A 26,120-nucleotide genomic window follows, 5' to 3' on the forward strand; every position below is an offset into this window, starting at 1 on the left:
ATCCCGCTGACCGCCGCTAGGCCGCGTCCCGCTTGGCGAAGGACCACGTCGCCAGAGCCGCGAACACGAGCATGATCGCGCCCAGGACCAGTCCCGCGTGGGTCGCGGTCAGCACCAGCTGGTCCGGGAGCCCGGTGACCGGGTCCCAGTACTCGAGTTCCATCCGGCCCTCGATCCAGGCGCCGATCCACGTGTAGAGCGAGAGCAGGTCCGGGTACTTGATGCTGTTGACCCCGAACCTGACGAAGGACACCAGCAGCTCGCCGACGGTGAGGTAGCCGACGATGACGCCCCCGGCGATCGCGGTGTGGCGGCCCAGCATGGCCAGGGCCGAGCCGATCACGGTCATCCCCAGCGCCATCACGGCGGTGCGGCCGAGGCGCGCGAGCGTGTCCTCCCACCAGGCGGCGTTCAGGGTCCCGGTGTCGCCGCGGACGGCGGCGGTCAGGTACAGCAGCGCGAAGGCCAGCACCAGCATCGCGACCACGGCGACGGCGCACAGCGCCAGGGCGGCGGCCAGCTTCGCGCCCCACACCTTCATGCGGTTCGGGTGCCAGACCAGGAGGTTCGCCATGCCGCCGCTCGACCATTCGGCGCCGATCGCCGAGGCCGCCAGCAGCATCGACAGCAGACCGGTGACGATCGCGACGCCGATGAGCAGGAAGACGCCCTCCTCGTCGAACTGGAACGTGTAGACGTAGATGTAGTCCTCGGCCTCGGCGCCGACGAGGAACATCTCGGCGCACGCCTGCTCGTGCGGCATCTCGCCATACCACGGGTCGTCCGCCACCCACGAGTAGTCCGGGTCGTTCTCGAAGTACCGTTCGTCGGCCGCGCAGTCCTCGTACTGGGCGTTCGCGTCGTCGGCCATCTGCTGGGCCGCGGCGAGGTCGGCCTCGCTGGGGCCGGTGCTGGAGTTGAACCACATGATGGCGGTGATGAGCAGCAGGCCGCCGACGGCGAAGATCCCGAACAGCAGGCTCAGGCGGCGGCGCGCGATGCGGTGCAGTTCGGCTCGGAACAGGGTCATCACTGCTCGCCTCCCGTGGCGGTCTCGGCGGAGGCCCCGACCGGCGGGGCGGGGACGGCCTGTCCCACTTGGACGGGCTGTCCGGCCTGCGGCGCGGTCCCGGTCAGCTCCAGGAACACCGACTCGAGGTTCTTGGTCTCGGTGGTCAGCTCGGACAGGTAGAGCCCGGCGTCGGCGAGGGTCCTGGTGACCCACGCGGCCTCGGGCGCGCCGGTCACGACGAGGCGCTCGCGCTCGGCGGCGACCGACACGCCGTCCCCGGCGCTCGCGAGGACCTCCATGGCGCGGCCGATCTCCCCGGCGTCGGCGAACCTGACGCTCAACTGGGACCCCGAGTGCCCGGCGATGATGTCGGCGACCTTGCCGTCGACGATGCGCCGTCCTCTGGAGACGATCGTCATCGAGTCGCACAGCTGCTGCACCTCGGACAGGAGGTGGGAGCTGACCAGGACGGTGACGCCCTGCTCGTGGGCGAGCCACTGGAGCAGTTCGCGCATGTGGTGGATCCCGGCCGGGTCGAGGCCGTTGGCCGGCTCGTCGAGGACGAGCAGCTCGGGCCGCTTCAGCAGCGCCTGCGCGACGGCCAGGCGCTGGCGCATGCCCAGCGAGTAGCCCTTGACCGACTGCTTCGCCTGGTCGCGCAGTCCCACCTGCTCGAGGACCTCGTCGACGCGGGCGGAGGCGATCCCGGCGCTCTCGGCCAGGACCTGGAGCGTCAGGCGCCCCGAGAAGTGCTTGAAGAACTGCGGCGACTCCACGACCGCGCCGATGCGGCCGATGACCTGCGGCAGCCGCCTGGGCACCTCCTCGCCGAAGACCCGCATGGCGCCGCCGTCGGTGCCGATGAGCCCGAGCAGCGCGCGCAGCGTGGTGGTCTTGCCGGAACCGTTGGGGCCCAAGAACCCGTGGACCTGCCCTGCGGCGACTTCCATGTCGAGGCCGTCCAAGGCGTTGTGCGGCTGGCGCAAGAGCTTCCTGTACGTCTTGCGCAGCCCCGAGATCTCGATGACTGGGGGCATGGACTCACTTTCTCGTAGCGGCGCCGCCGGTCGCGGCCCGCGGCGCACCTGAGGGGAACGGCACCGGACCCGATGAATATACCGGGTATAGTGTCGTGTCACCGGCCGACCCGGCCGCAGCCGAGCCGTCCGTTCCCTCACATGGTTTCATTGACCCGTGGCACAGTCAGAACGCGTCCTCGACCTGTCCGGCGTCACCGTACGCCGCGGCGACAACCAGCTCCTCGACGGCGTCGACTGGAGCGTCGACGCCGACCAGCGCTGGGTGATCCTCGGCCCCAACGGCGCGGGGAAGACGACGCTGCTCAACCTGGCCGCCGCCCGCAACCACCCCACCTCCGGCACCGTCGAAGTGCTCGGCGAGCGCCTCGGCCGCGTCGACGTCTTCGAGCTGCGGCCCCTCATCGGCCTGACGACCACCGCCGTCGCCGAGTCCATCCCGAACGAGGAGACCGCCCTCGACGTCGTCCGCACCGCCGCCTGGGGCCGGGTCGGCCGCTGGCGCGAGGACTACGAGGACCTCGACGACGAGCGCGCCATGTCGCTCCTGCGCTGGCTCGGCGTCGCCCCGCTCGCGGGCCGCCGCTTCGGCACCCTCTCCGAAGGCGAGCGCAAGCGCGTCCAGATCGCCCGCGCCCTCATGACCGACCCCGAGCTGCTCCTGCTCGACGAGCCCGCCGCCGGGCTCGACCTCGGCGCCCGCGAAGCCCTCGTGGCGACCCTCTCGGGCCTGGCCCAGGACCCCGACGCCCCCGCGATGGTCCTCGTCACACACCACGTCGAGGAGATCCCGCCGGGATTCACCCACGCGCTCGTCCTCTCGGCCGGCAGCGTCATCGCCGCCGGGCCGCTCGCCGAGGCGCTCACCTCGGAGTCGCTGTCCAAGGCGTTCGGGCTGCCGCTCACGTTGACGGCGAACGGAAACCGCTACACCGCCGTGGCCGCCTGACGGACGCCCGACCGGCACAGTGACGGCACGCTCCTCCTCCCGCCGCCCGGTCCGAACCGCGGCCCGCGGGCGCCCCCGCCGGGCGCCCCGGCGCGGCGCGCGCGATTCGCTGCTCCTTGACCCCTCGGATACCCTGAAGCCCGTGAGCATTCGGTGGTGGCGCGCGTCGGCCATGCTGGCGGTCGCGTCGATGATCCTCGTCTACCTCGCCGGCCTCACGCAGCTCGGCGAGGCCGAGGCCGAACCCGTCCAGTCCGTCCCCGCGCTCACCGGCGACCTCGACGCGCAGCTCGCCGACCTGCGAGACGCCGCCCCCGTCCAAGCCGACGACCCCGAGGCGGCCCTGGCCGCCGCCCTCGACGACCCCGAGCTCGCCACCGCCCTGATCGAGGCCGAACCCGACCCCGACGACGGCGCGCTCGCCGCCGCGCTGGCGACCCTCGCCTCCGCCTCCGGCGACCTCGACCCCGTCGAAGTGGGGGCCTTCTTCGACGAGCTCGGCGCCGAGCGCACCGCCTGGCTGTCGGTGCTGTACCCCGAGACCATCGCCCACCTGCCCGGGGCGCCGTTCGAGGCGCGCGTGGACGCCAACAAGGTCGTCATCGAGGCGGCCGTCGAGGAGTCGACCACCTTCGACGGGCCCGGTCGGCCCTGGACCGAGGGCACCGAGCGGCCGATGCGCGCCGAACTCGGCCAGCTCCTCGACTCCGACCGCGAGTTCATCTCCCTCGACCCGTACAACAACTCCGGCGGCGGCTCGTGGATCGAGGTGCTCGGCGACCTGCGCACCGCCTCGCAGATCACGGTCATGGTGCCCGGCGGCTCGGCCGAGATGTCCAGCGACAACTTCAACCTCTACTACAACCGGGCGAAGAGCTTCGCCGACGCCGCCGACGGCGAACTGGCGGTCGTGGTGTGGGCCGGCGCCTCGTGGCCCTCCGGCTGGATCGAGGAGTCGTGGGCCTCCTGGTCGCAGGTCGCCGCCGAGCGCCTCGCCTCGTTCACCCACGACCTGCGCGCCCAGACCGGCGACGTCCCGATCACGCTCGCCGGGCACTCCTACGGCGGGGCCGTCATCGGCCTGGCCGAGACCTACGACCTCGTGGCCGACCGGGTCCTGCACATCGCCTCGGCCGGCATGGGCTACGACGTCTACCAGCCCGAGGCGCTGACGGAACCCTGCCGCCCCAGGTACTCGATCACCGCGCCCGGCGACCCCATCTCCTACGTCCAGGGGATGCCGTACGTGCCGCTGCTGGGCCACGGAGCCGACCCCGACGACTTCCCCGGCACGCTGAACCTGGCGACCGGCAGCCTCCCCGACGGCCCGGACGCGGTCGACGACTACGGCGTGAGCCTGGCCGAGCAGGGCATCGCGGGCAAGGACGTGGAAGGCGTCCACTCGCATTCGGAGGTCTTCTACCCCGAGTCCGACGCCTGGAACAACATCCTGGCCGTCATGCTCGGCGACGAGCCCGAGCTCGCCGACTCCCAGCCCGACCCGATCGCCGGCTGCTAGCTCAGTCCCGTTCGAGCAGCAGCGGCAGGTGCCGCTCGACGACCGGGGCCACCTCGTCGACGGTGACCTCCCGGCCCAGCTCCGCCGACAGGCTCGTGACCTCCGCGTCCGTGATCGCGCACGGCGCGATCCGGTTCCAGGCGCCCATGTCCGGGTTGCAGTTCAGCGCGAAGCCGTGCATCGTCGTCGCCCAGCGCACCCGCACGCCGATCGCGCAGATCTTGCGCTCGGGCCCGGCGTCGTCGGCCGGGAGCCACACGCCGGTGCGGTCCCGCAGGCGCCCGCGCGCCGAGGTCACCCCGAACTCGTGGCAGACCGCGCTGATCATGTCCTCCACGCGCCGCACGTACGCGACGACGTCCACCTTCCGGCGGAGTTTCATGATCGGGTAGCCGACGAGCTGGCCCGGCCCGTGCCAGGTGATCTGGCCGCCCCGGTCGACGGTGACGACGGGCGTGCCGTCCTGCGGCAGCGCCCACGTCTCGGTGCGCTTCCCGGCGGTGTAGACGCTCGGGTGCTGGAGCAGCAGGACGGTGTCGTCGATCTCGTCGTCGATGCGCCGCTGCTGGAGCAGCTTCTGATAGTCCCAGGCCTCCTGGTAGTCGACCAGCCCTCGCCGCTCGACCGAGATGCCCTCGACGGTCCTCGTCGTGCCGACTCCGTCGGCAGTGCTCATCGTGCCGATTCCATCGGCGGCGCCCGGGGTCTCCACTGGCACGGTCATGATTCGACACTAGTCCGATCCGGAGCCGTGCAACAACGTTCGCCATGTGATCCGCGGCGTGGCCCGCCTGGTGCGACCGGTCCGCGGCGGCGCCCCCGGTCCCGCATGGTCCTGCCGTGTTTCCGGCATATGACGAGGAGGCTCCATCTTTATGGTGCCGTTATGCAAATGCCGACTTCTCGCGTCCCACCGCAGCCCCGTCGAGTGGCGGTGAGCTGCCACACTAATATTCCAACGGTAATCAAGCCGTATCCGCCCGCCCCGCGCTCGGCGAGGGTTCACGCCAAGGGACACGAATGGTAGAGACGCAGCCGAAGACCCCGATGGTCACCATCACCGGGGTGAACAAGCATTTCGGAGACCTGCACGCGCTGCGGGACATCGATCTGACAGTGGACGAGAGCGAGGTCGTCGTCCTCATCGGACCATCCGGCTCGGGGAAGTCCACGCTGTGCCGCACCATCAACCGGCTCGAGACGATCGACTCCGGTGAGATCACCGTGAACGGCAGCCCCCTTCCCGCCGAAGGCCGGGCCCTCGCCCAGCTGCGCGCCGACGTCGGCATGGTCTTCCAGCACTTCAACCTCTTCGCGCACCTGACGGTCCTGGAGAACATCACGCTCGGCCCGATCAAGGTCCGCCGCAGGTCCAAGGCCGAGGCGGCCGAGCGGGCGCGGGCGCTGCTCGACCGGGTCGGCCTCTCCGACAAGGCCGACGCCTACCCCGCGCAGCTCTCCGGCGGCCAGCAGCAGCGCGTCGCCATCGCCCGGGGACTGGCGATGGACCCCAAGCTCATGATGTTCGACGAGCCGACCTCCGCGCTCGACCCCGAGATGATCAACGAGGTCCTCGACGTCATGCAGGACCTCGCCCACGAGGGCATGACGATGGTCGTCGTCACCCACGAGATGGGCTTCGCCCGCCGCGCCGCGAACAGGGTGGTGTTCATGGCCGACGGCGCGATCGTCGAGACCGCCACGCCCGCCGCCTTCTTCGACGACCCGCAGACGGAGCGCGCACAGGACTTCCTGTCGAAGGTCATGACCCACTGACAGGGACCGAACCAGGACGCCCACGGTCACCCGAGCGGGTGTCCGCAAGGAAAGGAAGCACGGAATCATGCGTATGTTCCGAAGAAGCGCCATCGCGGGACTCGCGGTGGTCGCCATGTCGCTGGCCGCCTGCTCAGGCGAGGCCAGCCAAGAGCAGGAGGAGCAGGAGGAGCTCCAGGAGTCGGTAGGCGAGTACTCCATGGAGCAGGCCTCCGAGATCCCGGCCGGCCTGATCCAGGAGATCCAGGACAAGGGCGTGCTCGTGGTCGGCTCCAAGTTCGACCAGCCGCTCATCGGCCAGAAGGACACGGCCAGCGGCAAGATCGAGGGCTTCGACGCCGAGATGGCGCGCCTGTTGGCGATGCGCATCTTCGGCACCGTCGACGAGGAGGGCGAGGACGCGAACCTCAAGTTCGTCGAGACGACCTCCGAGAACCGCGAGACCTACGTCAACGACGGCACCGTCGACGTCGTCATCGCCTCCTACTCGATGTACCCCGAGCGGCTCCCGAACTTCGACTTCGCCGGCCCGTATTTCGACACCGGCCAGAACGTCATGGTCGCCGCGGACAACACCGACATCAACTCGGTCGCCGACCTCGCCGGCAAGGACGTGTGCATCGCCGAGGGCTCGGGCTCGATCGAGAACATGCAGGCCGAGAACCCTGAGGCCAACGTCCACACGCTCAAGGACTACGCCGCCTGCGCGGAGGCCCTCGAGAACGGGCAGACCGACGCGGTCAGCACCGACGAGACCATCCTCTACGGCTTCACCGTGGACAAGCCGGACGCCTTCCGCGTCCTGGACAGCTCGAACATCTTCACCGAGGAGCCCTACGGCATCGCCATGCCGCTCGGCGAGACCGACGCGCGCATGTTCGTCAACGACATGATCGACGAGGCGCTCGCCAACGGCGACTGGGAGAAGGCCTTCGACCTGTCCTTCGGCGCCGCGGGCATGCCGCTGCCGGACCCGCTCCCGACCCCGAACCGCTACGAACCGATGTAACCATCCGGTAGGACGGCGGCGCCCGCGTTCGGCGGGCGCCGCCGCCCGCCTCATGGAGGAGTCCGCTTGTTCGACAATTTCGATCTGATGGTCGAGGGCCTGTGGGGCGGGTTCGTCACCACGGTGTGGGTGACGTTCGCCAGTTACGCGATCGCCCTCCTCGTCGGCGCCACCCTGGCGATCATGCACGTCAGCCCCGTCGCCCCGGCCCGCTGGGCCGCGAACGCCTACACGCAGATGTTCCGCAACGTGCCGCTGCTGGCCGTCCTGTTCATCATGTTCTTCGGCCTGCCGAAAGTCGGCATCTCCCAGGAGAACTGGGTCTGGGCCCTGCTCGGCCTCGGCCTGTACACCGGGGCGTTCGTCGGCGAGACCCTGCGCAGCGGCATCAACTCGATTCCCCTCGGGCAGGCCGAGGCCGCCCGCTCGATCGGCCTGAGCTTCGGCCAGTCCCTCGGCAACGTGGTCCTCCCGCAGGCCTTCCGGGCCGTCATCGCCCCGCTCGGCTCGCTGCTGATCGCCCTGGTCAAGAACAGCGCCCTGGTGCTCGCGATCGGCGTCCGCGAGCTCACCGCCGAGGCGCAGGTGCTCATCAACGACAACCAGAACCGCTTCAATCTGTGGATGGTCATCATCGGCGTCACCGTCAGCTACCTGATCATCGCGTTCGCCATCAGCTACCTCGTCCGGCTCGTCGAACGACGCGCCGCGTTCACGCGGTGAGCAGAGGGAAGGGCACATGACACGGCAACAACAGAGCACCGTCCTGTTCGACGCGCTCGGCCCCGAGGGCCGCAAGCGCGCGAACATCACCTCGATCATCTCGGGCGTGGTCATCCTGGGGCTGCTGGGCATCGCGGCCTACAGGCTCGCGGCCGAAGGCTTCTTCGAGGCGTCCCGCTGGGCCAACCCGCTGGACACCCTCATCATCGAGACCACATGGATCCCGTCGATCCTGGACACCCTGCTCGCCTTCGTGCTCGGCTCGATCGGCGCGCTGCTCATCGGCGTCATCGTCGGCTTCGGGCGCGTCTCGCGGTTCGCGGGCACCCGCGGCGTCGCGGCGACGTACGTCCAGTTCTTCCGCGCGATGCCGCTGGTGCTGCTCATCTGGATCTCCTTCACCATCGACGGCCACTTCGGCTTCACCACCGACGTGCTCGGGTGGTCCAACGACATGCGCCGCCTGACCTTCCTGGTGCTCGGCCTGGCGATCTACAACGGCGCGATCCTCGCCGAGATCCTGCGCAGCGGCTTCAACGCGCTGCCGCCCGGCCAGGCGATGGCCGGTTACGCCGTGGGCCTGCGCCACGGCCAGGTCATGCGCCTGATCGTGCTCCCGCAGGCCACGCGGAACATGCTCCCCGCGGTGCTGGCCCAGCTGGTCATCCTCCTGAAGGACACCTCGCTCGGCTACGTCATCACCTACCCGGAGCTGCTGCACTCGGGCTACCTCATCGGCCTCGACTACGGCAACTCCTTCCTCCAGGCGCTCGTCATCGCCGCGTTCATCTACTTCGTGCTCGCCTACGCCCTGTCCAAGCTCGTGAAGGTCGTGGAGCGGCGGATGAGCCGCAAGACCGCGTCCTCGGCGAAGGCCGTCCGCCAAGTCGAGAACGTCGCCACCGAGTAGCGGCACCGGAGTCGACACGCGACGGCGGCCGCCCGGGGGACACCGGGCGGCCGCCGTCGCGTCAAGGGGGCGCCGGAGGCGGTCGTAGAGTGGTACGCACCACGAACGGAGGACCGCTATGCCCGGATTGCCCGTCCGACTCCTCGCGCCGCTGTGCACGCTCGCCCTCCTGGCCGCCGGGTGCGGCGCGGGCGTCGAGGACGACCCGGCGGAGGACTACGGCCCCCTGGAGGCGTTCATCATGGGGACCGGCCCGGTCGGCGGCACCTACTACCCGCTCGGCGGCGCGATGGCCCAGATGTGGAACGAGGAGGTCGGCGAGCCGAGCGTCACCACGCTCGCCACCGGCGGCTCGGCGGAGAACCTCCGGATGCTCGCCGACGGCGAGGCGAACCTCGCGATGGCCGTCAACGGCACCGCCGCCGCGGCCGCGGCGGGGGAGGACGAGTTCGAAGGCGAACCGGTCGAGCTCGCGCTGCTGGGGAACCTGTACCCCGAGGTCGTCCAGATCGCGGCCGCCCCCGGTTCGGGGATCGCGACGCTCGACGACCTCGCGGGCAGGCGCGTCGCGGTCGGCCCGCCGGGCTCGGCCACCCAGGCGACGGCCGAGGCGGTCCTGGAGGCCGCCGGGGTCGTCCCCGGCGAGACCGTCGAGGACGACTTCGGCACCGCCGCCCTCGCGCTCACCTCCGGCGAGGTCGACGCGGCCATCGGCGTCCTGGCCGTGCCCGACGTCGCGCTCGGCGAGGCGGCCGCCTCGAGCGGCCTGACGATGGTGCCCGTCCCCGACGACGTGCGCGCCCGCCTCATCGCCGACGACCCGACGCTCGCCGAGGCCGTGATCCCCGCGGGCGCCTACGACGGGGTCGACGGGCCCACCGCCACCGTGCGGAGCTGGGCCGCGCTCTACGCCCCCGCCGAACTCGACGAGGACCAGGTCTACGCACTGGTGAAGGCCCTCTACGAGCACACCGGCGACATCGAGAACGCCGCCGCCGCCTCGATCACCGCCACGACGGCCACCGAAGGGAGCGCGGGCGTCGGCCTCCATCCGGGTGCCGAGCGGTACTTCGCCGAGCACGGCGGCTGAGCGGGGACGGCTCGCCGTTCCCGCAGGCCGGGCCGGCCTGCGCCCCGCTCCGCTCGTTCCTTCCGTATGAGGCGCAATCACATTGGGCCACTGCTAAGCTCTACTTGAAATCAGTAATCATTATCATCAAGTAGGGGACATCTCGACTATGAAACTCGCCTTCGTCGGCAAGGGCGGTTCGGGCAAGACCACCATGGCGTCGCTGTTCGCGCGCCGCGCCGCCTCGCTCGGCCACACCGTGATGGCCATCGACGCGGACATCAACCAGCACCTCGCCGCCGCCCTCGGCCTCGACCCCGAGGCGGCCGCGATGGGCCCGGTCCTCGGCGAGCGGCTCGGCGGCATCAAGGAGTACCTGCGGGGGACCAACCCGCTGATCCCGTCGAGCGAGCTGATGCTCAAGACCACCCCTCCCGGTCCGGGCTCGCGCCTTCTGACGGTGGGGGAGTCGAACCCGATCTACGACGAGATCTTCTGCGACGTCGAGGGCATCCGCTTCGCGGCCACCGGCGGCTTCGTCGACGACGACCTCGGCGTGGCCTGCTACCACTCCAAGGTCGGAGCGGTCGAGCTCATGCTCAACCACATGATCGACGTGGCCGGCGAGTTCGTCGTCGTCGACATGGTCGCCGGAGCCGAGGCCTTCGCCTCGGGCATGTTCACGCGCTTCGACCACACGTTCCTCGTCTGCGAGCCGACCCTGCGCAGCGTCGGCGTCTACCGGCAGTACGCCGGATACGCGGCCGACTACGACGTCGACATCGCCGTGATCGGCAACAAGATCGACGACGAGGAGGACGTCGACTTCCTGCGCGAGCACGTCGGCGAGGCCCTCATCGGATGGTGCTCGCGCTCGCGGTACGTCAAGGCCGCCGAGCGCGGCAGCGTCGGACCGATCTCGGAGCTGGAGGCGCCCAACCTGGCCGTGCTCGACGCCGCCCGCGAACGGGCCGCGGCGGCCGGCAAGGACTGGGCGAAGTTCACCCGCCAGGCCCACGAGTTCCACCGCCGCGCCGCCGAGGCCTGGGGCAACGACCGGACCGGCATCGATCTGGCCGCGCAGATCGTCCCCGACTTCGTCCTCGGCGAGCACCTCCTGGACACCCAGCCGGTCTAGGCCGGACCCGTCCGAGCGGCGGGCGGACACGGCACCCGCACCGCCGCTTCCGCACATGTCCTGTCTAGACGGAATGCGCATGAAACCTGAATACGTCGATTACCCGACAGCGGAGAGTCACGATTCCCCGCACAATGAACCGGATTTCGAACCGAGAGGAGAACCGCATGTCCCTTGACGTCTCAGAGGACCTGCTCGCCAAGGCCGAGGCCGGGGAGGTCAGCGACGCCGAATTCATCGACTGCGTGAAGCACTCGCTGCCCTACGCCTGGGAACTCGTCAACGAGGTGGTGTCGGACCTGAAAGGCGGCGTGGCGGCGTCGACCGGCTCTACCCGGTTCGCTGACAACACCACGCCGCCGCCGGACGAGCAGGCGCGCGGCCAGCTGCTGCGCGCGCTCGCCTCGGACTCGATGCGCGGAGCGCTGGAGCGCCACTTCGGCGTGAAGCTGGCGTTCCAGAACTGCCACCGCGTGGCCGCCTTCCCGCTCTCGGAGGTCGACTCCGACACGTACCGCAAGTTCATCTCCCCGCGCGGGCAACTGCTCAACCAGTCGCCGGAACTGCGCGACTGCTGAGGACGTCCTGAACGCCGGTGGGGCGGAGGGAGGCAATGTCCTCGGCCTCACCGGTCCGCCTTCCCGCTGGCCCGGCCGAGCCGCGTGCGTCAAGCGCGGTCCGGCCGCCTGGTGATCAGGAAGTCCCTGACGAGCTCCTCGCCTTGCCTCACCAACGGCCGCAGGATCTTCAGCCGCGAGAGCGCCACCACTCTGGCCACCATCGGCGCCGTCCGGCGCGCCAGCTCCCGCGACTTCTCCTGGCCCGGCGAGGAATCGTAGACCCAGTACAGGACCACCACCATCTGGTGCAGCCACAGCATCTCGGGCAGGATGTCGGCCATGTCCTTCGGGACGCGCGTCTTCGAGCCCTCCAGCACCTCGCGGTAGAGCGCGATGTCCCGCTCGCGGCTCTCGGCGGACTCCTCGGAGAACGGGCTCAGCGGGCTGCTCGGATCGGCCGCGTTGCGGAAGAACTGCCCGGCGAAGTCGTGGTACGGCCCGGCGATCTCCAGCCAGGCCAGCAGGGCCGCCTCGATGCGCTCGGCGAGGGTCTCCTTGCCCTCCAGCACCGTCGGCGTGATCTCGGCGTGCCGCATGGTGGCCTGCTCGTAGAAGCCCTGGATCAGGTGCTCTTTGGACTTGAAGTAGTAGTAGGCGTTCCCCACCGACACACCGGCTTCGGCGGCTATGGCGCGCATGGTCGTGCCGTCGTAACCGCGCTCGGCGAACATGTCGAGCGCGACGTCGATGATTCGCTGGCGGGTCCGCTCGCCCTTCGAGGAGGGACGAGCGGACCCGCCACTGGAAGCCGCTCTGCTCACGGAGGCGATACTACTGCGCCTCTAGCGGGTCATGGCCCCGGCGACGAGCGAGTGGGCTTCGTCGACGGCTTCGTCTCCGACATGTCCGCGCGGCTCGCTCAGCGCCGAGACGAGGACCGAGTGAATCATTTGGAAGCCGATGAAGCCACCTTCTGCGGGAACGCCGGCTAGAACCTGGTCGGTAGCCATGAGCGGGGCGACGAGCACGCGCTTGGTCATCAGGTTGAAGGTCTCGGAAGAGAGCACGACAACGGTCCGGGGGGTCTTGGTATCGAGTCGGACGCGGATTTCGCCAGGGCGCATCAGGCGTTGTCTCCGTAGATGCCCTGGGTGATTTCGGCGTCGATCTCGGCGATGGCCTCCTCGTCGTACTGATACGGGCCGCCGTCCGCTGGAGCGTACTTGGCGAGGCTCGCGGCGTACGCCGCCTTCTCGATCGCGGGCCGGGCGAAGTTCGCGAGCGTCGTCTTCTCGCGTGCGGCGGCATCTTTGAGCTGCTTGTAGGCGTGGTCTGAGATGTTCACCGTGATTGTTTTCATGAGTGCAACCATAACAGGAATCGTAAGGTCCGATCTCGAATCGAATGCGGACCGACACGCCGCACCATGTAGGCTTTTTCGCGTGACTGTCGCTGTGCGCGTGATCCCCTGCCTCGACGTCGACGCCGGGCGCGTCGTCAAGGGCGTGAAGTTCGAGAACCTGCGCGACGCGGGCGACCCCGTCGAGCTCGCCGCCGCCTACGACGCGGCCGGCGCCGACGAGCTGACCTTCCTCGACGTCTCCGCCTCCTCCGACGGCCGCGCCACCATGTACGACGTCGTCGCCCGCACCGCCGAGCAGGTCTTCATCCCCCTCACCGTCGGCGGCGGCGTCCGCACCCCCGACGACGTCGACCGCCTCCTGCGGGCCGGGGCCGACAAGGTCGGCGTCAACACCGCCGCCATCGCCCGCCCCGAGGTCATCTCCGAGATCGCCGACCGCTTCGGCAACCAGGTCCTCGTCCTCTCCGCCGACGTCGCCTCCGGCCGCGACACCGACTCGGGCTGGGAGGTCACCACCCACGGCGGCCAGAAGCGCCCCACCGGCCTCGACGCCGTCGAATGGTGCGCCCGCGCCGCCGAGCTCGGCGCCGGCGAGATCCTCCTCAACTCGATCGACGCCGACGGCTCCAAGGCCGGATTCGACCTGCCGCTCATCGCCGCCGTCCGCGCCGCGGTCGACATCCCCGTCATCGCCTCCGGCGGCGCCGGCAAGGCCGCCGACTTCCCGCCCGCCGTCGCCGCCGGGGCCGACGCCGTGCTCGCCGCCTCGATCTTCCACTTCGGCGACGTCGCGATCGGCGAAGTCAAGCGCGAACTCGCCGACGCCGGCCACTCAGTGCGCTGATCGCGGCGGCGCCGCGTCCGGAAAACGGTCCACTGCCGTCCCGCGGGCCGCGAAAGCGGTTTGGCAACCGTCACACGAGCGAGGCATGATTGCAGGCGGTTCCTTGCCTGCCGTACGGCAAGTGCGCCCCGACACCCACCACCGGAGAGCCCATGACCCACGCCGCCGCGCCACCGCTGCCTGATGCCGGGCCCGAGCCCGGCATTCTCCGTGCCGGGCTGCGCAACATCCGCGACATGATCAGGATCGAGCCGAAGCGATTCAGCATCGCCGTCGTCGGTGCCATGGTCAACACCGCCATGCAGATGTCGGTCGCCTTCATCATCGGCTGGGTCGTCTCGCAGGTCGCCGTCCCCGCCTTCGAGAACGGCGAGGTCGGCACCGGCTCGGTCGCGATCGGCGTCGGCGCCCTGCTCGGGATGTCGATCCTGCGCTTCTCCAGCATGTGCGCCCGCCGCATCGGCTCGGGCACGCAGATGTTCCAGGTCCAGGCCCACTGGCGCCGCCAGGTCACCCGCCGCTACCTGGCCCTCCCGGTCTCCTGGCACCAGAAGCACCCCACCGGGACGCTCCTGTCGAACGCCAACGCCGACGTCGAGGCCGCCACCCGGCCGCTCGCGCCCCTGCCGTTCGCCTGCGGCACCCTGTTCATGCTCGTCCTCTCGATGGTCGTGTTCTTCACCATCGACTGGGCCATCGCCCTGGTCGCCCTCGGCATGTTCCCGGCCCTGTTCACCCTCAACGCGGTCTTCGCCTCCAAGATGGCGCCGCGCGCCAAGCGGGCCCAGGAACTGCGCGCGGCCGTCTCCGCCGACGGCCACGAGTCCTTCGACGGCGCCCTGGTCGTCAAGGCCATGGGCCGCGAGGCCGCCGAGACCGAGCGCTTCGCCGGCACCGCGGGCGAACTGCGCGACGCCATGATCGGCGTCGGCCGCCTCAGGGCCGCCTTCGAGCCGCTCATCCAGGGCCTGCCCGAGATCGGCACGCTCCTGGCGCTCCTGGTCGGCCTCACCCGCTACGAGGCCGGCGCCATCGGCCTCGGCGAGCTCGTCACCGTCTCGTTCATGTTCTCCATCCTGGCCTTCCCGATCCGGGCCATCGGCTGGGTCCTCGGCGACCTCCCCACCTCCGTGGTCGGCCGCCGCCGCGTCGACGGCGTCCTGGCCGCCACCGGCGACATGGCCTACGGCGACCGCGAACTCGACGGCACCGGCCCCGCCCGCCTCGAGTTCGACTCGGTGGCCTACTCCTACGCCGACGGCACCGAGGCGCTGACCGATGTCTCCTTCACCGTCGAGCCGGGCACCACCGTCGCGCTCGTCGGCGCCACCGGCTCGGGCAAGTCCACCCTCGCCCACCTGGCCGCCCGGCTCACCGACCCCACCAGAGGCGCGGTCCGCTTCGACGGCGTCGACCTGCGTGAACTCACCCACCGCAGCCTCGCGGCCACCTGCGCCCTCGTCCAGCAGATCCCGTTCGTCTTCGACGACACCGTCCGCGCCAACCTCGCGCTCGACCGCGAGGGCATCGACGACACCCGCATCTGGCAGGCCCTCGCCGCCGCCGGAGCCGACAAGTTCGTCGGCGACCTCGAAGCCGGACTCGACACCGAGCTCGGCGAGCGCGGCACCAGCCTCTCCGGCGGGCAGCGCCAGCGCCTCACCCTCGCCCGCGCCCTGGCCGGGCAGCCCCGCCTGCTCGTCCTCGACGACGCCACCAGCGCCGTCGACCCCAAGGTCGAATCGGAGATCCTGGCCGGGCTCAAGGACTCCGCCGACGCCGCCGGAGTCCTCGTCGTCGCCTACCGCCGCGCCACCATCGCGCTGGCCGACGAGGTCGTCTTCCTCGAAGGCGGGCGCATCACCGCGCGCGGCACCCATGCCGAACTGCTCGAGACCCACCGGCCGTACGCCGAACTCGTCACCGCCTACGAGCGGGCCGAGGCCGAACGCGAATTCGACGAGGAGACCGCCGCGTGAGCACCGACAACGCCACCGAACGCGAGCAGGAGCGGAACGAGCCCGGCCCCTTCGAGACCCTCGGCCGCGGCCTGCGGCTCTCGCCGGAGCTGCGGAGCGGCCTGGCGTTCACCCTCGTCCTCGCCGCGATCACCTCGATCGGCCGCCTGGTCGTGCCCGTCTCGGCCCAGAAGGTCCTCGACAACGGGCTGTTCGGGGCCGGCGGCCCGGACGTGCGGTACGTCCTCGGCGTCACCGCGATCGGCATCGGGGTCCTGGCGGTCACGACCGCCTCCAACTACCTGATGAACAAGCGGCTGTTCATCGTCACCGAGACGGCGCTGGCGAACCTGCGCAGGCGCACCTTCCGCCACATCCACGACCTGTCGATGCTGCACCAGCAGTCGGAGCGCCGCGGCTCCCTGACCGCCCGGGTGACCACCGACATCGACACGGTCAGCCAGTTCCTCCAGCAGGGCGGCATGCAGATCATCACCTCGCTGGCCCAGATCGTGGTGGCGACCGCGGTCATGATCGTCTACTCCTGGCAGCTGGCGCTCGCGGTGTGGGTCGTGTTCGTGCCGGTCAGCCTGCTGATCAAGTGGCTCCAGAAGCACCTGGCGAACGCCTACTCGAACGTGCGCAAGTCGGTCGCGATGATGCTCTCGGCCGTCTCGGAGTCGGTCGTCGGCGCGGGCGTGGTGCGCTCCTACGGGGTCGGGGCGCGGACCTCGCAGCGGCTCGACACCGCCATCGAGGACCACCGCCACAATCAGGCCAAGGCGATCAGGCGCTCGGCGTTCTCCTTCGGCGCCGGCGAGATCGTCCACTTCGGTGTGTACGCGGTCGTGGTGGTCCTGGGCGCCTACCTCGTGGCGGGCGGCGATATGACGGTCGGGCAGCTGACGGCGTTCCTGTTCCTGGTGACGCTGTTCATCCAGCCGGTCGTGACCGCCACCGAGATGCTCAACGAGGCCCAGAACGCGGTCTCGGGCTGGCGCCGGGTGCTCGACGTGCTCGACACCGAGCCGGACGTGGCCGACCCGGTCGACGGCTCGGACCTGCCCGAGGGCCCGCTCGGCGTCCGCTTCGAAGAGGTCCGCTTCGCCTACCCCGGCGGCGAGGAGGTGCTGCACGGCATCGACGTCGAGATCCGCGCGCACACCAAGGTGGCCGTGGTCGGCGAGACCGGTTCGGGCAAGACGACCTTCGCGAAGCTCCTGACACGCCTGATGGACCCGACTGCGGGCCGGGTGCTGCTCGGCGGCACGCCGCTGCGCGAGATCAGGTTCGCCTCGCTGCGCTCCCGCGTGACGATGGTGCCGCAGGAGGGCTTCCTGTTCAACGGGACGCTCGCCCACAACATCCGCTTCGCCAGGCCCGAGATCGGCGAGGCCGAGATCTATGTGGCGTTCTCCGAGCTCGGCCTGGCCGACTGGGTCGACGCGCTCCCGAACGGCCTCGACACCGAGCTCGGCGAGGGCGGCGCGAACCTGAGCGTCGGCGAGCGCCAGCTCGTCTCGCTCGTGCGCGCCTACGTGGCCGATCCGGACCTGCTGGTCCTCGACGAGGCGACCAGCGCGGTCGACCCGGCCACGGAGCTGCGGCTGTCCTCGGCGCTCGACGCGGTCACGCGCGGGCGGACCACGGTGATCATCGCGCACCGCCTGTCGACGGCCGAGACCTCCGACGAGGTGCTGGTCTTCGACGCCGGGAACCTGGTCCAGCACGGTCCTCACGCCGAACTGGCGGCCGAGGAGGGCTCGGTCTACGCCGGACTCCACGGCTCCTGGATCGAGCAGACCCGCTCAAGCTAGGGGATCAGCAGCAGCTTCCCCGTGGACTTGCGGCTCTCCAGGGCCTGGTGGGCCTCGGGAGCCTCGTCCAGGCGGAAGCTCTCGCCCACGCGGATCAGCAGGTTGTCGTCCTCGATCATCTGGAAGACGTCGGCGGCCCGCTCCAGGTACTCCTCCCTGGTCGCCATGAAGTCGGCCAGCGTCGGCCTGGTCAGGATCAGCGAGCCCTTCGCGTTGAGCACCTGCGGGTCGAACTTCGACACCGCGCCGCTCGACTGGCCGAACAGCGCCATCGTGCCCCGGCGCCGCAGCGTCGACAGGCTCTCCTCGAAGGTGTCCTTCCCGACGCCGTCGAAGACCGCCGCCACGCCCTCGCCGCCGGTGATCTCGCGGGCCTTGGCCCCGAAGCCCTCGTAGAACAGGACGTGGTCGCAGCCGTTCGAGCGCGCCAGCTCGGCCTTCGCGTCCGTGGAGACCGTCCCGATGACCTTGCCGCCCTTGTACTTCACGATCTGCGTCAGCAGCAGCCCCACACCGCCCGCGGCGGCGTGGACGATCACCGTGTCGCCCTCCCGCACCGGATACACCGTGTTGCACAGGTACTGCGCCGTCAGCCCCTGGAGCATCGCGGCCGCGGCCGTCGCCGGCGAGACCCGCGAGGGCACCGGCACGAAGTCGGTCTCCCTGCCCACGACGATGTCCGCATAGGAGCCCGGCACCTGCGCCCAGGCGACCTCGTCGCCCGGCTTGAACTCGGTCACGCCCTCGCCCACGGCCACCACCGTCCCGCCGCCCTCCATGCCGGGCGTGAACGGCAGCGGCACCTGGTAGGCGCCCGAGCGGTGGTACGTGTCGATGAAGTTCACACCCGCGGCCGCCACCCGGACGGCGACCTGCCCGGGGCGCGGCCCCGGGTCCTCGCCCTCGAGCAGCCGCATCACGCCCGGGCCGCCGGTCTGCTCGACCACGATCGCCTTCATCAGGACTCCTTCCGCCGCGGTGTCACCCCACAACCTAGCAGCGCCGCCCTGTCCGGCTCGGCGAGCGGTGGCCTATTCCTCCTGGTTCGGCCGACGCCTCGAAGCGGGGCCGAAGCGCAGCCTGGCCCGGGACCAGCGGTTGCCCGACTCGCTGCTCTGCGCGCTGACCTCCTCGCCGACGACCTTCCGGATGGCCTCACGGAAACCCTTGTGCCGCAGCTGCTGGCGCAGCCGGCTCGCCCCCGGGTCCTCGTTGAGCTCCTTCATCAGCGAGACGCACAGCAGCAGCATCACGAACACGAACGGCAGTGCCACGATGATCGTGGCGTTCTTGAGCCCCTCCAGACCACCGCTCAGCAGCAGCACCGCCGCGACGCCGCCGATCGTCGCGCCCCAGAACACGACCAGCGGCTTCTTCGGCGCCAGCGACCCCGAGCTCGACAGCGAGCCGAGCACGAGCGAGGCGGAGTCGGCACTGGTGACGAAGTAGTTCGCCACCAGCAGCATCGACACCCCCGAGACCAGGGCGTAGAGCGGCAGCGACTCCAGCAGCGCGAACATCGCGTACTCCTCGCCCTCGGCCAGGGCTCCGCTGTAATCGGCGTCGGTGTTCGCCTGGTTCCAGATCGCCGTGCCGCCCATGACGGCGAACCACACCGTGGAGGCCGTCGACGGCACCAGCAGCACCCCGACGAGGAACTGGCGGACCGAGCGGCCGCGCGAGATGCGGGCGATGAACGTCCCCACGAACGGCGCCCACGACAGCCACCAGGCCCAGTAGAAGATCGTCCACGTCGCCATCCAGTCCTCGTCGGCGAAGGCCCCGGTCACGCTCGAGAGCCGCACCAGATCGGACAGGTACGTCCCCACCGAGGCCGGCCAGGCGTCGAGGAGGAACAGCGTCGGCCCGGCGAAGAACACGAACACCATGATCGCCGCCGCCAGCAGCACGTTCGTCGTCGACAGCCATTTGACGCCCCGGTGGACGCCGGAGAACGCCGAGAGGACGAACGCCGCGGTCAGCGCCCCGATGACGATCAGCTCCAACTGCCGCGAACCGGGCACTCCCGCGACGATGTCGAGCCCGACCGCCACCTGCAGGGCCCCGAGCCCGAGGCTCGCCGCGGTCCCGAACACGGTCGCGAATATGCCCAGCAGGTCGATCGCCCTGCCCACGGCCGGTCCCCATCGCTTCCCCTCCGTCAGCGGCACGAAGGCCTCACTGAGGTTGTTGCCGCGCCGCTTGCGGAAGGTCGAGTAGGCCAGCGCCAGCCCCGCCACCGCGTAGATCGCCCACGGATGCAGCACCCAGTGGAAGTAGCTGTACAGCAGCGCGCCCCTCTGCCGGTCGTCCTCGAAGAAGGGCGACTCGGAGTCGAGCTCCAGCGGCGGCGGCACCGTCAGGTAGTGGGTCAGCGGCTCGGCCACGCCGAAGAACATGAGCCCGATGCCCATGCCGGCGGCGAACATCATCGCGATCCACGGCAGGGTCTTGAACTCCGGCTCCTCGTCGGCCTCGCCGAGCCGGATGTTGCCGAAGCGGCTGACGGCGATGTAGACCGCGAGGACCAAGAAGACGTTCCCGGCGATGACGAACAGCCACCCGAAATTGTCGATCACCCAGTTCAGCGCCGCCGTGGAGGCGACCTCGAAGCGCTCGGGGAACAGCGCGCCGACGGCGATGACGGCCAGGATGACCACGGCGCTGACGCCGAAGACGACCTTGTCGATCGGGCGCGTCGCCTGCTGCGACTCGATCTCGGCCTCGCTCGCGCCCGGCATGGCCGAGCCTTCCTCCGCCTCCTCGGTCGCGCCGCCCTGAGGCGGCTCGGGCTCGGTCATCGTCGACTCCAATCCCTGTGCGAAGGCCTACGCCGATGCGATCACCCTAAGGGATATTTCGGTCATATGGTGACGCGACATCGCGCCGGTACACCATGAGTGCGATCTCGCCGATCGCGCGGGCCTCCACGAGCCGCAGCGGGCGCCGCGGGGACTGCGGGAACGCCGCGGCGCCCACGAACCTGGCCCCGCCCCGCTCACCGAGCAGGAACGGCGCGACCGCCAGATGGGCCTCGTCGACCAGGTCCGCGGACAGGAACGCCGTGTGGACGATCCCGCCGCCCTCGACCAGCAGCCGCTTCACGCCCCGCCCCGCGAGATCGTCCAGCGCCCGCCGCAGGTCGACGGTGTCCTCGCCGACCGGCACGACCTCCGCGTGCCGGGCCCCCAGCGGGCACACCCGCGCGCCGACCCCGCTGGTGTAGACGATCGGGACCGGCTCCCGGCCGTCGAACAGCCGCGCCGAGCGGTCGAGCTCACCCGAGGGGGAGAACACGACGCGCAGCGGCGAGGACGGCCGGCCCGCGGCCGCCCGCGCGGCCCGCCGCTCCTCGGAGCGCACCAGCAGCCGAGGGTCGTCGGCCCGGACGGTCCCGGCCCCCACGGCGATCGCGTCCACCCCGGCCCGCACCTCGTCGACCCGGTCGAGGTCGGCCGCGTTCGAGAGCGTCAGGCGCTTCTCGGAGTCGTCGTCGAGGAAGCCGTCGATGCTCATCGCGGCCGAAACGATCACATAAGGGCGTTGCATGCCCGCAAGAATCCCATGATCCGCCCACACCGGGGCCCCGGTGGCGGTCCCGTCACCGGAGCGGTCAGAATCGGTAGACGTGGAAGGCCGACAGACCAGCGAGGACGCCATCGCGGACCTCGCGTTCAACGCCGAAGGACTCGTACCCGCGATCGCGCAGCAGCACGACACGGGAGAAGTCCTCATGCTCGCGTGGATGGACGCCGAGGCGCTGCGGCGCACCATCGCCACCCGCAAGGCCACCTACTGGTCGCGCAGCCGCGGCGAGTACTGGGTGAAAGGCGAGACCTCGGGCCACCACCAAGCCGTCAAGTCGGTCTCGATCGACTGCGACGGCGACACCGTCCTGCTCCAGGTCGAGCAGACCGGAGCGGCCTGCCACACCGGCACCCGCACCTGCTTCACAGGAAGGCAGATCGCATGAGACCAGGCAACGACCGCCCCCGCGTCCTGACCGCCGGCATCGTCTCCACCGGCATCGCCGCGATCTGCGCCGTCGTCGAATGGTCCTCCGAGACCGTCGAGAACACCGCCGGCCTCACCACCACCGCGTCCCGGGCCGGCACCGAGGTCGTCCCGTGGCTCCTGCCGTGCGTCCTCGCCGGGGGCGCCGCCTTCCTCGCCCTCCTCGTCGCCGGGCGCCGCACCCGCCGCGTCGTCAGCGTCGTCGCCGCGCTCGCCGGGCTCGCCGTCCTCCTCACCGGCGCCTTCAACTTCATGGACGGCGCCGCCCCGATCGGCGCGGCCGTCGCCGGCCTCGTGATGGCCGCGGCCGGCGCCTCGGCCGCCGTCAACTCCGGGCGCTGGCCCGAGCCCGCGGCCCGCTACGATTCGAAATCCCTCGACGGCGACGCCATAGCAGAGGATCCGGCCAAGCTGTGGAACGCCCTCGACTCCGGCCAGGACCCCTCGTCGCCTAATATCACCGCATCGGCGCAGGAGAAGGGACGATCTTAGGTGAACGTGCTGGAACAGATCATCACCGAAGTCCGCGCCGACCTCGAGCGGCGGCAGCGCGAGACTCCCATCGAGGCCGTTCGCGAGGCCGCCGAGCGCGCCCCGGCGCCCCTCGACGGCTACGCCGCCCTCAACGGCGGCGGCGTGAGCGTCATCGCCGAGGTCAAGCGCGCCTCGCCCTCCAAGGGAGCGCTCGCCGACATCCCCGACCCGGCGGTCCTCGCCGCCGAGTACGCCGCCGGCGGCGCCTCGGTCATCAGCGTCCTCACCGAGCCCAACTACTTCAAGGGCAGCCTCGACGACCTCGACGCCGTGCGCGCCAAGGTCGAGGTGCCCGTCCTGCGCAAGGACTTCGTCGTCTCCCCCTACCAGGTGCTCGAGGCGCGCGCCCACGGCGCCGACCTCGTCCTGCTCATCGTCGCCGCCCTCGACCAGGACACCCTCGTCTCGCTCCACGAGCGCGTCACCGGCCTGGGCATGACCGCCCTGGTCGAGGTCCACACCGAGGCCGAGGCCGACCGGGCGCTCGCCGCCGGGGCGAAGGTCATAGGCGTCAACGCCCGCGACCTGACTACGCTTCAAGTGGACCGCTCGGTGTTCGAGCGGATCGCGCCCGGCCTGCCGCGCGACGTCGCCAAGGTCGCCGAGTCCGGGGTCCGGGACACCCGCGACCTGATCCGCTACGCCTCGGCCGGCGCCGACGCCGTCCTCGTCGGCGAGGGCGTCGTCAAGCAGAAGAGCCCGCGCGAGGCCGTCGCCGAACTGGTGACCGCCGGGTCCCACCCGGCCACGCCGCGACCGATCTAGGAGGAGGAGCACCGTGCCGCAACCAGATGTGTCCGGTCACTGGGGCGAGTTCGGGGGCCGGTTCGTCCCCGAGGCGCTCATCGCCGCCCTCGAGGAGCTCGACATCGCCCACGCCAAGGCGCTGGAGGACCCCGAGTTCCAAGCCGAGTTCGACCGGCTGCTGCGCGAGTACGGCAACCTGCCCTCGCCGCTGTACCGCGCCGAGCGGCTCTCCGAGGAGGCCGGCGTCGAGATCTGGCTCAAGCGCGAGGACCTCAACCACACCGGCGCGCACAAGGTCCGCAACGTCCTCGGCCAGGCCCTGCTGACCAAGCGCATGGGCAAGACCAGGGTCATCGCCGAGACCGGCGCGGGCCAGCACGGCGTCGCCACCGCCACCGCCGCGGCCTACTTCGGCTTCGACTGCACCGTGTACATGGGCGAGGAGGACACCCGCCGGCAGGCGCTCAACGTCGCCCGGATGCGGCTGCTCGGCGCCGAGGTCGTGCCCGTGACCACCGGCTCGCGCACCCTCAAGGACGCCATGAACGAGGCGCTGCGCGAATGGGTCGCCACCGTCGACCACACCCACTACCTCATCGGCTCGGTCGGCGGCCCGCACCCGTTCCCCCGGCTCGTGCGCGACTACTGCCGCGGCATCGGCGACGAGGCCCGCGCCCAGCTGCTCGAACGGACCGGGCGCCTCCCCGACGTCGTCGCCGCCTGCGTCGGCGGCGGCTCGAACGCCATGGGCGCCTTCACCGCCTTCATCGACGACGACGTCAAGCTGTACGGCTTCGAGGCCGGCGGCGAAGGCGTCGAGACCGGCCGCACCGCGGCCGCCATCAACTCGGGCGGCATCGGCGTCCTCCACGGCGCCCGCACCTACGTCCTCCAGGACGAGGACGGCCAGACCAAGGAATCGCACTCGATCTCGGCCGGGCTCGACTACCCGGCGGTCGGCCCCGAGCACGCCCACCTCGCCGCCACCGGCCGCGCCGTGTACGAGGCGGTCACCGACGCCGAGGCCATGGACGCGCTCGAGAAGCTCGCCCGCACCGAGGGCATCATCTGCGCCATCGAGTCGGCCCACGCCGTCGCGGGGGCGCTGCGCCTCGCACCGGAGCTCGACCCGGACTCGATCGTCCTGGTCAACCTGTCCGGGCGCGGCGACAAGGACATGGGCACCGTCGTGGACTACTTCGGCTTCGACAAGGGGGACCAGCAGTGAGAGCGGCTGACGCATTCGCGAAGACCAAGGCCGAGGGCCGCGCCGCGCTCGTCGGCTACCTGCCGGCGGGCTTCCCCACCCTGGCCGACTCCATCAAGGCCATCGACATCATGATCGACCACGGCGCCGACATCATCGAGCTCGGCCTGCCCTACTCCGACCCGGTCATGGACGGCCCCGCCATCCAGCGCGCCGCCGACCGGGCCCTGGCCGCCGGATTCCGCACCAGGCAGGTCTTCGAGGTCGCCGAGGCCGTCGCCGGTCGCGTCCCGATCTTCGTCATGACCTACTGGAACCTCGTGGAGCGCTACGGCGTCGACGCCTTCGCCCGCGACTTCGCCGCCTCCGGCGGCGCCGGACTCATCACACCCGACCTCATCCCCGACGAGGCCGAGGAGTGGCTGGCCGCCTCCGACGCGCACGAGCTCGACCGGGTCTTCCTGGTCGCCCCGTCCTCCACCGATGAGCGCATCGCCGCCACCGTCGCCGCCTGCCGCGGCTTCGTGTACGCCCAGTCGGTCATGGGCGTCACCGGCGCCCGCGCCGCGACCTCCGCGGCCGCCCCGAAGCTCGTCGAACGCACCCGCGCCCACACCGAGCTGCCGATCGGCGTCGGCTTGGGCGTGCGCGACGGCGACCAGGCCGCCGAGGTCGCCTCCTACGGCGACGCCGTCATCGTCGGCTCGGCCATCGTCGGCTGCTACCTAGAGACCGACGACGTCCCGTCGGGGCACCAGCGCCTCGCCGAGCTCACCGCCGACCTCGCCGAGGGCGTGCGCCGCTGACGCCGCTCCGCCACCCGATCCTGTGTCGAGCCGCGCTCGGCCAACCGATAGGTTTAACCGTCGTGGACCTCGCATTCATACCCAGCCCGAGCGAATCCGTCTGGTACCTCGGACCCATCCCCCTCCGCGCCTACGCGCTGTCGATCATCGCGGGCATCGTCGCCGCCTGCTGGATCACCGAGGCGCGGATGCGCTCCCGCGGCGCCCCCAAGTGGGCCGTGCTCGACATCGCCGTGTGGGCGGTGCCGTTCGGCATCATCGGCGGCCGCCTCTACCACGTGTTCACCAGCCCCGACGCCTACTTCGGAGCCGACGGCGACCCGTGGAAGATCATCGCCATCTGGGAGGGCGGCCTCGGGGTCCCCGGCGCGATCATGCTCGGCGGTGTCGGAGCGTGGCTCGCCTGCCGCCAGATGAAGCTGCCGCTCTCGATGCTCGCCGACGCCGCCGCCCCCGGCATACCGGTCGCGCAGGCGATCGGGCGGCTCGGCAACTGGTTCAACCAGGAGCTGTACGGCAGGCCGACCGAGGTGTTCTGGGCCGTCGAGATCGACATGGAGAACCGCCTCACCGGCTACGGCCAGTACGCCACGTTCCACCCGACGTTCCTGTACGAGCTGCTGTGGAACCTCGGCGTCGCGCTCGTGGCGTGGGGCGCCGACCGCAAGTGGAAGCTCGGGGCCGGGCGCGCCTTCGCCATCTACGTCGCCCTCTACGGCGTCGGGCGGTTCTGGATCGAAGGGCTGCGCATCGATCCGGCGGAGGCCTTCGCCGGGATGCGCCTGAACCAGTGGATGAGCGTCGTCATCATCGTCGGCGCGGTCATCTACCTGCTGCGGGCGCGCGGCACGCGGCAGGTCTTCGTGCTCGACGGCGAGCGGCCCGTCACCGTCGACTGGAACTCCGAGGAGGCCGAGGCCGCCGGGTACGTGAACGGGATGCTCCCCAAGGGCACCGAGCTCTCCGCGTCCGAGCCCGACAAGAACGACGGCACCGACGGCGACGATGCGGAGAACGACGCCGCCGAAGACGACGACGGCGGCGGCGAAGCGACCTCAGAGGAATCCACCGAGGCGGGATCCCCCCGCGACGACCGCTGACCTCCACCGCTTCCCCCGGGCAGGTGCA

General features: G+C 70.7%; 27 protein-coding genes. 18 read left to right on the forward strand and 9 right to left on the reverse strand.

Annotated features, from left to right (window positions below; genetic code table 11):
• Positions 1–16: 16 nt before the first annotated feature.
• A complete protein-coding gene (locus tag YWW_RS33850; protein WP_026929604.1) occupies positions 17–1,030 on the reverse strand; it encodes an ABC transporter permease subunit in 1,014 nt (337 codons plus the stop codon).
• Complete coding sequence (locus tag YWW_RS0107265) at positions 1,030–2,049, reverse strand: ABC transporter ATP-binding protein (protein WP_026929605.1); 1,020 nt, start codon at positions 2,047–2,049, stop codon at positions 1,030–1,032. The genes YWW_RS33850 and YWW_RS0107265 overlap by 1 nt, the downstream gene beginning before the upstream one ends.
• A gap of 157 nt (positions 2,050–2,206) precedes the next feature.
• On the opposite strand from YWW_RS0107265, the gene YWW_RS0107270 reads away from it, so the two are divergent.
• Positions 2,207–2,998, forward strand: a complete 792-nt coding sequence (locus tag YWW_RS0107270; RefSeq protein ID WP_026929606.1) for an ABC transporter ATP-binding protein — start codon at positions 2,207–2,209, stop codon at positions 2,996–2,998.
• A gap of 142 nt (positions 2,999–3,140) precedes the next feature.
• Positions 3,141–4,517 (forward strand): alpha/beta hydrolase, encoded by a 1,377-nt coding sequence (locus YWW_RS0107275; RefSeq protein ID WP_155829999.1) that lies wholly within the window; start codon positions 3,141–3,143, stop codon positions 4,515–4,517.
• A 1-nt stretch (position 4,518) separates the two neighbouring features.
• Here YWW_RS0107275 and lipB read toward each other — a convergent pair whose 3' ends face one another.
• Complete coding sequence (gene lipB, locus YWW_RS0107280) at positions 4,519–5,193, reverse strand: lipoyl(octanoyl) transferase LipB (RefSeq protein ID WP_051325488.1); 675 nt, start codon at positions 5,191–5,193, stop codon at positions 4,519–4,521.
• 344 nt (positions 5,194–5,537) lie between these two features.
• On the opposite strand from lipB, the gene YWW_RS0107285 reads away from it, so the two are divergent.
• The 7 genes from YWW_RS0107285 (at position 5,538) to YWW_RS0107315 (ending at position 11,720) form a co-directional block, all read left to right on the forward strand.
• Positions 5,538–6,293, forward strand: coding sequence for an ATP-binding cassette domain-containing protein (locus tag YWW_RS0107285; protein ID WP_026929609.1), 756 nt, complete (start codon positions 5,538–5,540; stop codon positions 6,291–6,293).
• A gap of 67 nt (positions 6,294–6,360) precedes the next feature.
• The gene (locus tag YWW_RS0107290; RefSeq protein ID WP_035696455.1) at positions 6,361–7,302 is read left to right on the forward strand and encodes a glutamate ABC transporter substrate-binding protein; all 942 of its coding nucleotides are present in this window, start codon (positions 6,361–6,363) and stop codon (positions 7,300–7,302) included.
• 66 nt (positions 7,303–7,368) lie between these two features.
• Positions 7,369–8,025, forward strand: a complete 657-nt coding sequence (locus tag YWW_RS0107295; RefSeq protein ID WP_051325489.1) for an amino acid ABC transporter permease — start codon at positions 7,369–7,371, stop codon at positions 8,023–8,025.
• Between the two features lie 16 nt (positions 8,026–8,041).
• Positions 8,042–8,935, forward strand: coding sequence for an amino acid ABC transporter permease (locus YWW_RS0107300; protein WP_026929612.1), 894 nt, complete (start codon positions 8,042–8,044; stop codon positions 8,933–8,935).
• Between the two features lie 118 nt (positions 8,936–9,053).
• The gene (locus YWW_RS0107305; RefSeq protein WP_051325490.1) at positions 9,054–10,025 is read left to right on the forward strand and encodes a TAXI family TRAP transporter solute-binding subunit; all 972 of its coding nucleotides are present in this window, start codon (positions 9,054–9,056) and stop codon (positions 10,023–10,025) included.
• Between the two features lie 148 nt (positions 10,026–10,173).
• Entirely contained in the window at positions 10,174–11,142 is a 969-nt protein-coding gene (locus YWW_RS0107310; RefSeq protein ID WP_026929614.1) for an ATP-binding protein, read from the forward strand.
• A 167-nt stretch (positions 11,143–11,309) separates the two neighbouring features.
• Positions 11,310–11,720 carry an SCO5389 family protein gene (locus YWW_RS0107315; RefSeq protein WP_026929615.1) on the forward strand — a complete coding sequence of 137 codons (411 nt, stop codon included), beginning with the start codon at positions 11,310–11,312 and terminating at the stop codon, positions 11,718–11,720.
• A gap of 89 nt (positions 11,721–11,809) precedes the next feature.
• Here the strand turns inward: YWW_RS0107315 and YWW_RS0107320 are convergent, their stop codons facing one another.
• The 3 genes from YWW_RS0107320 to YWW_RS0107330 are packed head-to-tail and all read right to left on the reverse strand — an operon-like array spanning position 11,810 to position 13,062.
• Complete coding sequence (locus tag YWW_RS0107320; RefSeq protein WP_026929616.1) at positions 11,810–12,523, reverse strand: TetR/AcrR family transcriptional regulator; 714 nt, start codon at positions 12,521–12,523, stop codon at positions 11,810–11,812.
• A 21-nt stretch (positions 12,524–12,544) separates the two neighbouring features.
• Complete coding sequence (locus YWW_RS0107325; RefSeq protein ID WP_026929617.1) at positions 12,545–12,826, reverse strand: hypothetical protein; 282 nt, start codon at positions 12,824–12,826, stop codon at positions 12,545–12,547.
• Positions 12,826–13,062, reverse strand: coding sequence for a hypothetical protein (locus YWW_RS0107330; RefSeq protein WP_155830001.1), 237 nt, complete (start codon positions 13,060–13,062; stop codon positions 12,826–12,828). Before YWW_RS0107330 ends, YWW_RS0107325 begins: the two co-directional genes overlap by 1 nt.
• An 82-nt stretch (positions 13,063–13,144) precedes the next feature.
• Here YWW_RS0107330 and hisF point away from each other — a divergent pair, with 82 nt between their 5' ends.
• The 3 genes from hisF (at position 13,145) to YWW_RS0107345 (ending at position 17,684) form a co-directional block, all read left to right on the forward strand.
• A complete protein-coding gene (gene hisF / locus YWW_RS0107335) occupies positions 13,145–13,909 on the forward strand; it encodes an imidazole glycerol phosphate synthase subunit HisF (protein WP_026929619.1) in 765 nt (254 codons plus the stop codon).
• A 152-nt stretch (positions 13,910–14,061) separates the two neighbouring features.
• On the forward strand, positions 14,062–15,888 hold the full coding sequence (locus YWW_RS28865) for an ABC transporter ATP-binding protein (protein WP_211228471.1): 1,827 nt from the start codon (positions 14,062–14,064) through the stop codon (positions 15,886–15,888).
• Positions 15,885–17,684, forward strand: coding sequence for an ABC transporter ATP-binding protein (locus YWW_RS0107345; protein WP_026929837.1), 1,800 nt, complete (start codon positions 15,885–15,887; stop codon positions 17,682–17,684). The genes YWW_RS28865 and YWW_RS0107345 overlap by 4 nt, the downstream gene beginning before the upstream one ends.
• Here the strand turns inward: YWW_RS0107345 and YWW_RS0107350 are convergent.
• From YWW_RS0107350 to YWW_RS0107360, 3 genes are all read right to left on the reverse strand, one after another.
• Complete coding sequence (locus YWW_RS0107350; protein ID WP_026929620.1) at positions 17,681–18,643, reverse strand: quinone oxidoreductase family protein; 963 nt, start codon at positions 18,641–18,643, stop codon at positions 17,681–17,683. The two genes, YWW_RS0107345 and YWW_RS0107350, sit on opposite strands and share 4 nt — an antisense overlap.
• Positions 18,644–18,715: 72 nt before the next feature.
• Entirely contained in the window at positions 18,716–20,425 is a 1,710-nt protein-coding gene (locus YWW_RS0107355) for a BCCT family transporter (protein ID WP_026929621.1), read from the reverse strand.
• Positions 20,426–20,531: 106 nt separating this feature from the next.
• Positions 20,532–21,233, reverse strand: a complete 702-nt coding sequence (locus YWW_RS0107360; RefSeq protein WP_026929622.1) for a RibD family protein — start codon at positions 21,231–21,233, stop codon at positions 20,532–20,534.
• Between the two features lie 79 nt (positions 21,234–21,312).
• Here YWW_RS0107360 and hisI point away from each other — a divergent pair, with 79 nt between their 5' ends.
• The 6 genes from hisI to lgt all read left to right on the forward strand — a co-directional run bounded on the left by hisI (position 21,313) and on the right by lgt (position 26,092).
• Positions 21,313–21,657 carry a phosphoribosyl-AMP cyclohydrolase gene (gene hisI, locus YWW_RS0107365; RefSeq protein ID WP_051325491.1) on the forward strand — a complete coding sequence of 115 codons (345 nt, stop codon included), beginning with the start codon at positions 21,313–21,315 and terminating at the stop codon, positions 21,655–21,657.
• Positions 21,654–22,190 (forward strand): Trp biosynthesis-associated membrane protein, encoded by a 537-nt coding sequence (locus YWW_RS33855; protein WP_051325492.1) that lies wholly within the window; start codon positions 21,654–21,656, stop codon positions 22,188–22,190. Before hisI ends, YWW_RS33855 begins: the two co-directional genes overlap by 4 nt.
• Positions 22,191–22,997, forward strand: coding sequence for an indole-3-glycerol phosphate synthase TrpC (gene trpC / locus YWW_RS0107375; protein ID WP_211228473.1), 807 nt, complete (start codon positions 22,191–22,193; stop codon positions 22,995–22,997). It abuts the gene before it with no gap.
• Positions 22,998–23,010: 13 nt separating this feature from the next.
• Positions 23,011–24,207: a tryptophan synthase subunit beta gene (trpB, locus tag YWW_RS35785; RefSeq protein WP_026929625.1), complete on the forward strand. Its 1,197-nt coding sequence runs from the start codon at positions 23,011–23,013 to the stop codon at positions 24,205–24,207.
• Positions 24,204–24,992 (forward strand): tryptophan synthase subunit alpha, encoded by a 789-nt coding sequence (gene trpA / locus YWW_RS35790; protein ID WP_026929626.1) that lies wholly within the window; start codon positions 24,204–24,206, stop codon positions 24,990–24,992. The genes trpB and trpA overlap by 4 nt, the downstream gene beginning before the upstream one ends.
• A 62-nt stretch (positions 24,993–25,054) precedes the next feature.
• Positions 25,055–26,092, forward strand: a complete 1,038-nt coding sequence (lgt, locus tag YWW_RS28875) for a prolipoprotein diacylglyceryl transferase (RefSeq protein ID WP_035704184.1) — start codon at positions 25,055–25,057, stop codon at positions 26,090–26,092.
• The last annotated feature ends 28 nt before the right edge of the window (positions 26,093–26,120 follow it).

It is taken from the genome of Glycomyces tenuis DSM 44171 (assembly GCF_000427885.1).
Lineage (GTDB): Bacteria > Actinomycetota > Actinomycetes > Mycobacteriales > Micromonosporaceae > Glycomyces > Glycomyces tenuis.